This window comes from Mariniflexile sp., from assembly GCF_041583155.1.
GTDB lineage: Bacteria > Bacteroidota > Bacteroidia > Flavobacteriales > Flavobacteriaceae > Mariniflexile.
The window spans coordinates 54,431-68,044 of sequence record NZ_JBFHGK010000020.1 but is presented as its reverse complement, the minus strand read 5'-3'; the positions used below and the strand labels follow the sequence as shown (position 1 = coordinate 68,044).

General features: G+C 33.2%; 10 protein-coding genes. 3 read left to right on the top strand and 7 right to left on the bottom strand.

The window, feature by feature from the left end; all coding sequences use genetic code 11:
* The 7 genes from ABYI63_RS09345 to ABYI63_RS09315 form a co-directional block, all read right to left on the bottom strand.
* On the bottom strand, positions 1–257 hold a 257-nt coding region (locus ABYI63_RS09345; protein WP_372755784.1), incomplete at its 3' end, for a GntR family transcriptional regulator.
* A gap of 292 nt (positions 258–549) precedes the next feature.
* Positions 550–1,773, bottom strand: a complete 1,224-nt coding sequence (locus tag ABYI63_RS09340) for a M24 family metallopeptidase (protein ID WP_372755782.1) — start codon at positions 1,771–1,773, stop codon at positions 550–552.
* 10 nt (positions 1,774–1,783) lie between these two features.
* Entirely contained in the window at positions 1,784–3,076 is a 1,293-nt protein-coding gene (locus ABYI63_RS09335; protein WP_372755780.1) for an aminopeptidase P N-terminal domain-containing protein, read from the bottom strand.
* A 3-nt stretch (positions 3,077–3,079) separates the two neighbouring features.
* Complete coding sequence (locus ABYI63_RS09330) at positions 3,080–4,327, bottom strand: NAD(P)/FAD-dependent oxidoreductase (protein ID WP_372755778.1); 1,248 nt, start codon at positions 4,325–4,327, stop codon at positions 3,080–3,082.
* Between the two features lie 7 nt (positions 4,328–4,334).
* Entirely contained in the window at positions 4,335–5,345 is a 1,011-nt protein-coding gene (locus ABYI63_RS09325) for a 4-hydroxyproline epimerase (protein ID WP_372755776.1), read from the bottom strand.
* Complete coding sequence (locus tag ABYI63_RS09320) at positions 5,346–6,929, bottom strand: aldehyde dehydrogenase (NADP(+)) (RefSeq protein WP_372755774.1); 1,584 nt, start codon at positions 6,927–6,929, stop codon at positions 5,346–5,348.
* Positions 6,930–7,083: 154 nt separating this feature from the next.
* Positions 7,084–8,013, bottom strand: a complete 930-nt coding sequence (locus tag ABYI63_RS09315) for a dihydrodipicolinate synthase family protein (protein WP_372755772.1) — start codon at positions 8,011–8,013, stop codon at positions 7,084–7,086.
* Between the two features lie 155 nt (positions 8,014–8,168).
* On the opposite strand from ABYI63_RS09315, the gene ABYI63_RS09310 reads away from it, so the two are divergent.
* The 3 genes from ABYI63_RS09310 (at position 8,169) to ABYI63_RS09300 (ending at position 13,580) form a co-directional block, all read left to right on the top strand.
* Positions 8,169–9,011, top strand: a complete 843-nt coding sequence (locus tag ABYI63_RS09310) for a helix-turn-helix transcriptional regulator (RefSeq protein WP_372755770.1) — start codon at positions 8,169–8,171, stop codon at positions 9,009–9,011.
* Positions 9,012–9,416: 405 nt separating this feature from the next.
* A complete protein-coding gene (locus tag ABYI63_RS09305) occupies positions 9,417–10,982 on the top strand; it encodes a discoidin domain-containing protein (RefSeq protein ID WP_372755768.1) in 1,566 nt (521 codons plus the stop codon).
* A gap of 30 nt (positions 10,983–11,012) precedes the next feature.
* The gene (locus ABYI63_RS09300; RefSeq protein ID WP_372755766.1) at positions 11,013–13,580 is read left to right on the top strand and encodes a T9SS type A sorting domain-containing protein; all 2,568 of its coding nucleotides are present in this window, start codon (positions 11,013–11,015) and stop codon (positions 13,578–13,580) included.
* The last annotated feature ends 34 nt before the right edge of the window (positions 13,581–13,614 follow it).

Sequence of the window (13,614 nt, the reverse complement as noted above, 5' to 3'; positions counted from 1 at the left end):
TTAAGTCCTATTTTATTTAAAAACGAGTTATAAATTCTCATCTTATATGTACTCATCTTATTGACCAAAAACAAAATATTTAGTTTGTGATGTTGCTCGGTATTTACTACGTAATAACCTCTTCGTGGGATAGACTCAATAATATTTCGCTCTTTTAAAATACTATAAGCCCGTTCTATGGTATCTCGTGATAAATAGAAATCTTCGCTTATTGTATTAATTGAAGGTAGTTTTTCGTTGAGCTTAATATTACCCATTGATATATTGTTAACAATGGAATCAACTATTTGCTGATACATTGGAACTCGAGAATTCTTATTAATATCAATTTGTTTTATCATTTCCATAATACCTCAATTTTTAAAAAATTAGTGACTGCAATTTAGAAGTTACTAGGAGTTTTAAAATCCGTATTATGGTATTCAAAAATACCGATACTGCTTAAATTAAGTGAGAAACACTAATAAATAGGACTGTAATATCGTTTTTTCATGTTTCTAAGATATTTGTTTTATAACAAATGGTCTTAAATTTTATGTCCGAGTAAAGTTAACAAATCCACACTCCAAAAGGATCTGAAATTGAACACATAGGCTCTGTAAACCACTTAGCGCCTTCATTCGTCAAAAACACATGGTCTTCATGACGTATTCCAAATTCATTAGATACGCATATCATTGGTTCTAGACTAACACACATGCCTGGTTGTAATATGGTATTATCATTTTTAACAAGATATGGCCATTCATGAATATCTAAACCTATACCGTGTCCTGTTCTATGTGGTAACCCAGGAAGTTTATAATCAGGTCCTAAGCCGTGTAACTCTAAAGTTTTTCGAGATGCAGCATCAATATCTCCACATGTTGCCCCTAACTTAGCTGCATCAAAGGCTGCTTGTTGCGTTTCTTTTTCAATATTCCAAATACGTTTTTGCTTTTCAGTAGCTTCACCAAACACGTATGTTCTTGTTATATCTGAAATGTAGTTTTGCAACATACAGCCAGTATCAATTAAAACAACATCGTTAGCTTCTAAATTTTTAGGATTTTTAACCCCATGAGGAAAAGATGAATCTGCACCAAACAAAACAATGCAGAAGTAAGAGCCAGACACAACGCCATAGCGTTTATGTGCTTCATGAATAAAATCTGTGACTTCTTTGGTACTAATACCAACTCTTAAAACTCTTGCAGCAGCCTTTTGTACTTCCAATGTAATATCCATTGCCAATTGTATGATAGCTATTTCAGCATCCGATTTAAACATCCTACAACCTGCTGTAATAGGCTTGGCATTAACTAAATTAAGTTTGCTATTCGCTTTTAAAATGCCATTTGTAATAAAAAATGGCGTCGCTTCATCAATAAAAACGTCTCCCTCATGAATTCCGTAATTAAATAGTATGTTTGAAAATAATTTATACGGATTTTCATGCTCTTGCCAGCCATTAACTTTGCCAGTAATCGTCATAAAATCTAATACAGTGCCAATTTCGAATTCTGGAGCAATATATTCTAACGAACCATCTTGAAATAATAAAGCTCCAACAATGCGTTCGCTAGAGTTCCATAGGGTTCCTGTAAAATAATATAAATTGGTTCCTGCATGTAAGTACATGGCTTTTACCTTATAATGTTGCATTAAATCGGTTGCCTTTTTAATTCGAACTTGAAATTCTTCTTTTTGAATAGGCTTAACCAAATGTGCTATGGGCTTTATGGCTTTTAATTCTTTGTCTATTGTTGAGCCTCCAATTCCATATATTTCCATAAATAATGTTTTAATTTTTCATTAACTGTTCAATATCTTCAATCTCAATAGGCATTGCTTCGGTTAAATTTAAATGGCCAGTTTCTGTGATTAAATAATCATTCTCTAACCGACAACCAATGCCTTCCTCTGCAATATAAATTCCTGGCTCGCATGTAAGCACCATTCCTGGCTCAAAAGCTCTAGAATATAATCCAACATCATGCACATCTAAACCTATATGATGCGCTGTACCGTGCATAAAATATTTTTTATATAAAGGTTTGGCTGGATCTTGTTTTGCTATATCTTCTGCCTTAAGTAATCTTAATTTGACTAGTTCAGTCTCTATAAGGCTTGCCATATTTTTTTCATAGGCGGCATGAGAGATTCCAGGTTTTAACAGTTCACTTCCTTTTTTTAAACAATAAAGTACCGATGTATATATTTCCTTTTGTCTATCTGAAAATTTACCATTTACAGGAAAACATCGGGTGGTATCACTATTATAATTTGCATAACAAACCCCAAAATCTAATAAAACTATGTCTCCATCATTACAAAGATGTTCATTTGTATTGTAGTGTAATGCACAGGCATTACTACCTGAAGCTACTATAGGTTTAAATGCATGACGATTTGCCCCTTCTTTTATGAAACAATAAGTTAATTCGGCCTCCATTTCATATTCATACATATTGGGTTTTACTGCTTTTAGAACGCGCTTAAATCCTTTTACACTTATGGCTGCTGCTTTTTTTATTAAATCTATTTCTTCATTAGACTTAATTGGTCTTAACTCTCGTGTTATTTTTGATGCTCTATGATATTCATGTAATGGGTACTTTTTCTTGCACCATGCAATCATTCTATCTTGCTGCGTCTCTTGATTATAGGTAACTCGTTTTAAATGCTCATTATGTCCTAAATAAAAACCATCGGCTTCAAAAGCCATGTATTGTAATAATTTCTCGAAATCTTGTACCCATTCAACACGTTTTATACCAGAAATATGAGAGGCTTGCTCTTTAGTTAATTTATCACCATCCCAAATTTTAATGTGTTCATTGGTTTCTTTAACAAAAAGTATTGATTTATTTTCTTCTTTATAAGCATTGGGATACAATACCAAAATAGTTTCTTCTTGATCGATACCCGATAAATAAAACAAATCATTATTCTGTGCAAAACCCATAGTATCGTCAGCATTGGTATGTTTAACATCATTAGACACTAGAATAGCAATTGTATTTGGCTTTAAATTAGCTATAAAATTCTTTCTGTTTTTTATAAATAATGTATTAGGTATTGTACTATATCGCATAAATTAAAAGGTTCTATCTGGTTGAAAAGGTACTATATTTAATGATGTTTTTCTATTTGAAATAATTTCTGATACTAACTTTCCTGTAGCAGGCCCTAAACTCCACCCCATCATAGCATGTCCAGTGGCAATAGTTAAATTATTACATTTTGAACTTTTACCAATATAAGGCAAACCATCTGGAGTACAAGGTCGCAAACCACATTCGGATTTTTCTTTTTCACTTTTAGTAATATTTACCGAATTATAATATGCTTTAGCCGCTTTAGCAATAGCGTCCACTCGCTTAGGATTAATAGTGTTATTAATTCCTGTAATTTCCATTGTTCCAGCAAAACGAGTAAAACCATCCATAGGTGTAACCGCGACTTTCGCCTCGCACAAAATAGCTGGGATGGTAATATTGGTAGATTGGTTCACATTGATACGATACCCTTTTCCAGCCTGAATAGGGATTTTTAATCCTATTTTTTTTGTTATTAACGGACTCCAACTACCAGCTGACAAAACAACTTCATCACACGTTAATATTTGTTTATCTGTAATGACTTTTGATATATACTTGTTAGAAATTTCAATATCTATTACTTTTTCATTTGAAAAAACACGAACACCTTTACTTCTTAAATATATTAGCATTTCTGACATAAATTGATTTGGTGTCATGTGTGCATCAGAATGATAATAAATAGCACCTTTTATATTTAAGCCTGCTTTAGGTTCTAAATTTTCTACATCTTTAGCCGATAAGTTTTCGACCTTTAAACCTTCTTCAATACCACGTTGTCCTATTTTCCATTCTTCTTCACCTACTTCATCTGTTTTATAACACATTAAAAGCCCCTTGCGTTCATAATGAAAATTAAAATCGTTTGCTGCTTTCATTTCTTCATACAAATCGCGGCTAAACAAATTAATATCTTTTATTGGTTTTATAGCTTTTTCAACCTTTAGGGCTGTTGCCGATTTTTTAAAATCCCAAGTCCATTTTAAAAATTCAATATTTAAACGTGGCTTTACATAAAAAGGGCTTGAAGAATTAAACATCCATTTAATACCTTTATTTATTATTCCCGGTGCTGCTAATGGCATAAAATGACTTGGTGTTATATAACCCGCATTTACATATGATGCTCCAGATGTAAAATTAGATTTATCTACAATTGTTACTTGATGCCCTTCTTTTTGAAGGTAATAAGCTGTACACAAACCTATAATTCCGCCTCCAATTACAATTATATTCTTATTCATAAGTCATTTAAATTACCTGAAAACCTAAGGCATAAGGATCATCTTGAGGATCTATAGTTATAATATTATGTCCATAAATTTTAGCCCAACCTTGTATACTTGGAATAATAGCTGTTTTTCCATGTAATATTGTTTCTTCTTCAACACGTCCAATAAATTTACTTCCAATAAAACTTTCATGAATAAATGCCTCTCCTTTTTGTAATTTGCCTTTAGCATATAATTGAGCTAACCGCGCCGATGTTCCAGTACCACAGGGGCTTCTGTCAATCGCTTTATCACCATAGAATACTGCATTTCTGCCTGACGATGTAGGATCGATAGGCGTGCCAGTCCATAATACATGAGACACATCTCGTATTGTTTCATTTTCTGGATGAATAAACAAATTTGGATACTTTTGATTAATACGCTGACGAATTACTTGAGAATACTGTACAATTTTACTTGCTGAAAACGCTTGAACTCCAGGGAAATTTAACTGAGGATCTACAATAGCATAGTAGTTCCCTCCATAAGACACATCAAAAGTAATATTTCCTAATTCGGGACAATCAATTGTTAATCCTTCGGCCGCTAAATAGCTTTTAACGTTGATAAGTTTTACCCAATCTACTTTTTTTCCTGTTTGCTGGTATTCTATTTCCACCAAGCCTGCAGGTGCTTCCATACGTATTTTCCCTGGAATTTTAGGAACTATTAAACCTTCCTCAATGGCGATAGTTATTGTACCAATAGTACCATGTCCGCACATGGGCAAACAACCCGAGGTTTCAATAAATAAAATAGAAAAATCGTTTTCCGGATTATGTGCCGGGTACAAAATACTACCACTCATCATATCATGCCCACGGGGTTCAAACATTAAGCCTTTTCGAATCCAATCAAACTCTTTTAAAAAATGTTGGCGTTTTTCACTCATGGAATTCCCAACTAACTCGGGACCTCCATGCTTTATAACCCGAACAGGGTTCCCGCATGTATGCGCATCGATACAAACAAAAGTACTAAGTGCCATTTAAATTTTAGCTGTGGTTTTAAAATTATTTACTTTTCTCAAAAGACCTAAAGGGTTTTCATTTTTTAACGCATCTGGAAGCAAATTATTTGGCCAATCCTGATAACTAAATGGGCGTACCCATCTTTTAATTGAATCTACACCAACAGCTGTAAATCTAGAATCTGTTGATGCTGGATATGGCCCCCCATGTTGCATAGAAGCACAAACTTCAACACCAGTAGGCACGCCATTAAATATAATACGGCCAACCCTGTTTTGTAAAGCATTCACAATATTTATGTAATCTGAGACTTCGTTATTATCGGAAATAATTGTTCCCGTAAGTTGTCCTTCTAATTTCGAGATTATGATTTCTAATTGTGATTCATTTTCACATTGTACAACTAATGAAAAAGGCCCAAAAACTTCATGGTGTAATGTTGGATTATTTAAAAAAGTACTACCATCAACTGTTGTAACAGCTTGCCTTCCATAATTGATATTAACTTCATTTTCATAACTAGCCAAAACTTCTAAACCTTTTTGAGATAAAGCCTTTTTTTTATTTCTTTCGTAGGCGGCAGCAATATTTGGATGTAACATGCATGAAGGTTCTACTTTTATAATTTCTTGAGCTAACACATTTATAAAATGCGTTAAACCTTGAGATTTTACACCTAAAATAAGACCTGGGTTTGTACAAAATTGCCCAGCTCCTAATGTAATAGACCCTGCGTATGTTTTTGCTATAGCTTCTGCCCTATTGTTTAATGATTTTGGCAATAAAACAACGGGATTAACACTTCCCATTTCTGCAAAAACAGGAATTGGTTCTTCACGTTTAGCCGCTAAATCTAACAAAGCTCTTCCTCCTTTAATACTTCCTGTAAACCCTACAGCTTTAACTTTAGGATGTTGCACTAATAATTGCCCTACTTCAATACCACTACTATTTAAATTTGAAAAAACACCATGAGGCATTCCTGTATTTTGGGCGGCTTTAATTACAGCAGAAGCTACTAATTCGCCAGTACTTGCGTGCATAGGGTGCGACTTTACAATTACTGGACATCCTGCTGCCAATGCTGCAGCTGTATCGCCTCCTGCGGTAGAAAATGCTAAAGGGAAGTTCGATGCTCCAAAAACGACTATAGGTCCTAATGGCACATTCATTTTTCTTAAATCTACTTTTGGAAGGGGCTGCCTATTGGAGTCGGCGGTATCAATTGATGCTTCAACCCAATTACCATCTTCAATATGGTTTGCAAAAGCCAATAATTGTCCTATTGTTCTCCCTCGTTCCCCTAAAGCTCTACCTTGAGGCAATCCACTTTCTGCGCAATAAACCTCTAATAAAGTGTCTCCCAAAGCTTCAATTTCTTTAGCAATAGCTCTAAGAAATTCTGCTTTTTTTGCTCCTGATATTTTAGAATACGATTTAAAAGCTTCTGCGGCTAATTCAACTGCTTGATTAACTTCATCTGCAGATGCTTCGGTAATTGCCCATTTATTTTCTTTATTCAACATGGGGTTAAAAGTGTTAAACACTTTGTTTCCTTCTGCAGATAATTGGTTACCTATATAATTTTTTCCTGTTATCATTTTTTGTTGTTTTTTTTAATAGAACTGAATGTCAATCACTTACTTTTACACCTATAAAATTCACATATAAATGAACAAATCACTGCTTCATTAAATTAGGAGGCAATGATTTGTTACAATATTAAGAGTTAGTTGATATTAAACAACTACTCACTTATACTAATTCCCCAAGATTTTTGTACTCAGGTAATGTTGGTCTGACTGCTAAAGCATCTTCTATAATTTTTTCGATTCTTTCGCGTTCTTCACCTTGTAATACTAAACGTGGTGCCCTTACATATTCAGATCCGATACCTGTATGCACTGATGCCATTTTAATGTACTGCACTAATTTAGAATGAATATCTAATTCTAATAAAGGTAAAAACCATCTGTAAATTTCAATAGCTTCTTTAATACGTCCTGCTTTTTGAAGTTCATAAATAGCGACTGTTTCTGCAGGGAATGCATCTACCAAACCAGCTACCCAACCATCGGCACCAATTAACAAACTTTCTAAAGCTAAAGTGTCAACACCTGTCATGATAGCTAATCTATCTCCAAACCTGTTTTTAATTCTAGTGATGTTAGTCGTATCCCTAGTAGATTCTTTTACTGCTTGAATGTTTGGACATGAATCTAATAATTCTGCAAACATATCTAAAGAAACATTTATTTTATAATCTATAGGGTTATTGTAAATCATAATAGGCAAAGTAGTACTGTTTGCGATAGCCTTAAAGAAGGCTACAACCTCCTCGTCACTTGCTTTGTAACGCATTGGAGGCAAAACCATTAAAGCTTTCGCTCCATCTTCTTCAGCAATTTGTGCTAAATTAATGGCTGCTTTAGTGGTTTGTTCTGCAATATTCATTAGAACGGGCACTTTACCTTCAACAAATTTTACGGTCTCTCTTGTAAGAATACGTCGTTCTTCATCTGTTAAAGTACTAGCTTCTCCTAAAGTACCTCCTAAAACAATACCGTGTACACCGGCATCTAATTGGGCTTTAATATTTACTTTAAATAAATCTAAATCTAAAGTGTCCTCTTTTGTAAATTGTGTTGTAACTGCTGGCATTACACCATTCCATTGTATACTCATAACTAAATTATTTTATGACGTAAAATTAGCTTTCAAATACCAATATCAATGATGAATAATTATTCATTATTAATATTATATTATCCAAAATATTATATAATATAAAATATATGAATAGTATTTATGTATATTAGCTCTTGTATAATTATTTATAAATGAAAGTTCTACCTTTTAAAATACCCAAACCAGAACACGATGGATTAATTTTTCAAGTTGATTACACACCTTTATTTTATGATAAACTCCACCAGCATGAAGAAATACAAATTAGTTATATTTTACAAGGTGAAGGCACACTTGTTATAGGGGATTCTATAAGTCACTTTAAAAAAGATGATGTCTTAATAATAGGAAGTCATTTACCACATGTGTTTAAAAGCGATGTTAATGTAACAACCGTTTCGCATATGCTTACTGTATTTTTCACTAAGTCTTCTTTTGGAAGTCATTTTTTTGAACTAGCAGAGCTAAATGAATTACAACCATTTTTTAAAAGAGCTAAACATGGTTTTAAAGCAACCACACATATTAAAATTATTAAAGAACTGTTTTTACAATTGGAAAATGCATCAAAATTTAAACGTTTTTTAGTACTACTTGAACTTTTACAAACGGCTTCAAAAAGTCAATATAAAAGTTTATCATCATTTATATATGATAAAAAATACACAGACAACGAAGGGTACAGAATGCGAAATGTTTTTGAATTTACAATGAATAATTTTGATAAAGAAATAAGCTTAATTACTATTGCGCAAATTGCTAATATGACCAATAATGCGTTTTGTAAATACTTTAAAAAAAGAACTAACAAAACCTATATCCAATTTTTAAATGAGCTACGCATTGAACATGCTTGTAAGTTATTAATTTCTAACAAAGACTACTCCATCACACAGATAGCCGAAGCATCTGGATTTAATAATATATCTAACTTCAATAGACAATTTAAGGCTATAAAGAAACTAAATCCTTCAGATTTTAAACAAAAAAAATAAGCCCTCCTGTTCCTTATTCCTTTTAATATGTACAAATTTTACTTGTCAATATTTAACACTTTCTAAATGTTTTAAAAGGTTAATACGATATAAATATCTCTAGGGAAAATATAGTGTTTTCCACAAATTGTCTTAAAAGCAAAAATGTCTATTATTTAAGTATTTATGTCTATATTTTTCTAAATAAATATTTATAAGTTTGAAAGCTCATTCATACACAACATACTGATTTACAAAACTAGAGAATAAAAAAATATTCTTTTTTTTAAAACTATAAGAGAATATAAATACCCAATTTTAAGGTATATAACCAATACCATTAAAATAAAAAAAGCACCACACCCATTCTCCATTAAGTAAAATGAATGGCTAGCTTAAGCTAAAACATAAAAAAACAACTAAACTATGAGGACACTATTACTTTTATTTTTTACCATCTTTTTTTGCAACACAACATTATCTCAAAATGTAGATGTAAACACCCCAGAAAATGTGCAACCAAACAATCCGGTTCTTGGAGGCACATGGAAACTTGATTTTAGTGATGAATTTAATGGGACATCTGTTGATGAAAGCAAATGGCAAATTGATAACAGCACAAAATCTAGAGCAGCCAGACCAAATATAGGCATTTACGATTGGAGGTGGAAACCACAGAATGTATCGGTTGAAAATGGTAATTTAATTTTAAAAGTCAATAAAATAAACGGTAGTTCTATGACTAATGGCTCTATAAATACTTACCAAAAATATCACACAATGTATGGCTATTTTGAAGCTAGAATAAAAGTTGGAGATGCAAGTAAAGGAACTCATACTGCGTTTTGGCTACAAGGTCCAAATATGGGGAATGTAGATGGTACAGCTAATGATGGGGCTGAGATTGACATATTTGAAACAGCATGGACTGGCGATTACACCAAATCTGTTGTACATATTGATGGATATGGAGCCCACCATCAAGCAAATACAAAACAATATAACACCCCTGGTATTCATTCGGGGTTTCATACCTGGGGATTTCACTGGACTGAAAATTTTATGGACATTTACTATGATGGTGTTTTCAAAGTAAGATATTCTGATTCTAAATGGGTTGTAAGAAGTTTAGAATTCTTATGGTTATCTAACGGTGCAAGTTTTGGATTAACCGGAGATCAATACTTTAAAGATCTTCCTTTAGGTTACCTTACAGAAACTCAAGTAGATTACATACGCGTTTGGAAAGAACAAAGTCCTACAGACATTGATGACACTCTTTTAAAACAAAACACGTGGCAACTTATTATGGCAGACAGCGAAGATACAGAAGGCTCAGGAAACCCTGCGGTTAATGCTTTTGATGATAATGCAAATACTTTTTGGCATACAGAGTGGAAAGATCACAAGCCTACGCACCCTCATGAAATCCAAATTGATCTGGGTGAAACTGCAAAAATCGATGCTTTTAAATATTTACCCAGACAAGATGGTAATTTAAACGGAACGATAACACAATACGAATTTTATGCTAGCCATAGCACTTCTAATTGGGGCACGCCTATTGCTACCGGGACTTTTACTGAAGATAGCTCTTTAAAGACAGTAAACTTTAATGATTCTGTAGAATGTAGATTTATTAGACTAGTTTCTCTATCCTCTATAAATGACACCCCATTTGCCAATGCTGCCGAAATACATTTAAAAGGGTATTATCTTAGCTCCCCTCTTAGTGTCAGTAATTCTACAAAACCTAACTTTAATATATTCCCGAACCCAATACAAGATAAAATTAAAATAAAATGGGAAACTCAAGGAACCTTTAATACATGGAAAATCCACACAATTACAGGTTCTTTACTAAAGGAAGGAACAATTTCAACACCCCTTAATTATTTAGAAATTGACACTCATAATTTTCATTCTGGCACTTATATTTTAACGGTTGGCGGCCTGTACAGTAATGAATCTAAATTAGTAATCAAAAACTAAATATTATAAACCTTTTTACAAGTTTTAAAAATGAAAATATTAAAACCAGCCATTTTCGCATCACTAGTACTACTTGCTACAGCAGTATTCTACTACAATAGCTCACAAGAAAAAAACATACAAACAACAAATAATAACCAAGAAGAAGTACCAGAGGAAGAACCCAAAAAGCGTTTACCAAAAGAAGTTCCTTTTAATCCAACTATTTTAGAGGGAGATGCTCTGGTAGAATATCAAACATGGAAAACATCTGTAGAAACATCTGGCTATAAATTTACAAATTATGATACTTTACCATCGTCAACCAAAAAGTTTTTTAAATACTTAAGTCCCGCAAAACCAGCTAATGATTATGCATACGCCAATAACACCATAACTGGAAGTTGGTCGCAAAAATATTTGAATTTGTTCGATGATAGCGGTTTTAGAGCCGATGGTTCTACTTACGACCCTATTAATGAAGTAATATATGCCGTTTCATACGCAGGACACCTTTATAAAATTGATGAAAGTGCCCCAATAAAGTGGTCACTTAGAAATCATAAAAAAAACCTATTAGGAGATGACTTTAATGGCATTAATTTACCTGATAATAGTTTTCGACTACTACATCAAAAAGCCAATGGAGCCATGGAGTTTTCTGACGATGAAGGTCGCACTTGGGTAGATTCCAATGGTGCTCTTTTTCAAAGTTCTTGGAATCATAGAACATTAGTAACTAAAACGCCAAGTGGAAAACGAATCGTTGCTCATGGAGGAAGCTATGTTGCAGGCGAAGCTTACGATCGCTTATTTATCTCAACCGATTATGGTTTAAATTACACAGAATCAAACATCAGATTTAAAAAATCAGAATTTGAAGTCACAATAAATAAACCTCACAATAGTAATAGTGTTTACTGTTTTGCTAAAAGAAAAAGTGATTCCAGATTATTAATTTATAAAATGGAAGAAGGTGATAGTGATTTTTCTGCTTTCACATCCCCTACACAAACATTCTCTGGTGCTTTGAAAATTTTTGGAACATTTGTAGCTGGTAAATACTATTTTTATGTAAGTAGCGGTGGTACAGATATTTTTTATTCCGATGATGAAGCTAAAACATGGACACAAACTAGTAGTTCTAATGACAGTCCTTTAATGGAAATTCACCCAACTTCTCCAAACGTTTGTTTTAAAGGGTATATTGATTTATTTATGTCTACTGATTATGGAGTGACATGGACTAGCAATAAGCATTATTTAAATACTTTTTATACCTGGGACCTACAGCATATGAAAACATACGAAAAAGAAAGTGGTGGAAATATTACTTTTGTTGGTATGGATTTTGGTAGCTTCTACTCTACCAACCCAAGGCTATGGGATTCTTGGGTATCAATTAATTCAGGCTCACCTATTATCATGGCCTATGATGGTGCTACTAGTGATGTAAACAATAGAATATACACTGCCAATCAAGACCGAGGTTCTCAAGCTTTTTTTGATACTCCTAATAGTAATAACGTATTCCAAGCAGACCGAGAAGCTAATACAGATGTTTTAAGAGTTACGTTATCTAAAGACGAAACATCGGTGTGGCTTTGGTATTATTATGGTACCATCGGTCACGCATCAGTCTCAAATGGCGGTGATTATAGCACAGTGGTTAAAAAAGACTTTTATGGCAGTTGGTGGGCAACTAGCATGATTCCATCACCAAACCCGAGCGAGGATGCTATTTATATTCCTGCAGGAGGAAGTCAATTAAACAAATACACATTCAATGCAGGAAACATTACGCAGTCTTTACATCCCTATGTTTTTTCTGGAGCACCTATTAGTTTTGGGTATTCTGATTTGAATACTAACAGGTGGTATGTTGGTTTAAAAAATGGCCCAATAATGTATTCTAACGATGGCGGAGTAACATTTACACAATCAAGTTACTCTGGAACTTGGCCAGGACAAGAGGATTCACATAGAAAAAGAAGAACTGTTATCACCGCATGTACTAAAGATGAAGCTACCGTGTATTTTGCAGGAAAAGGTAATATGTTTTTAGTATCTAATGATGGTGGTGCCACTTTTACAAATCATAACACAGGCTTAACTGTAACACGAATTACAGATTTAGCAGTTTCCCCAAACGGAAAGTACGTTTTTGCATCTTGTGAAGAATCTGGAGCTTGGGTATATCCTGTAGATCAAGACCAATGGTTTCAAATGTCAGGGGCCGAAGTACCAAATGTTCTATTTACAGATGTTCAGTTTATCAAATCGAAAAACCTAGTGAGATTCTCTACATACGGCAGTGGCGTTTTAGATTTCAAAATCAATGAAAACTTACTGTCTGTTAAAAATACTTTTAATAATAAACTAGGAGAGGTAAAAATAATACCAAATCCGACTTCGGGTGTATTCGAAATTAGCATACCAAAATCAAAAAAAGAAGTACGAGTAGATTTATATTCTGAGACGGGTGCACTCATTTCTAAAAAAAAGTACAATCAACTAAATGGAAGAATAACACTTAATATTAAAAATGAAGCTTCTGGTATATACTTCGCTAAAGTTCATTTAGACAAGTTAGTCAGTTTTAAAATTGTAAAAAAATAATATATATATATCAAAACTTTTAGTTAAAGTAAAA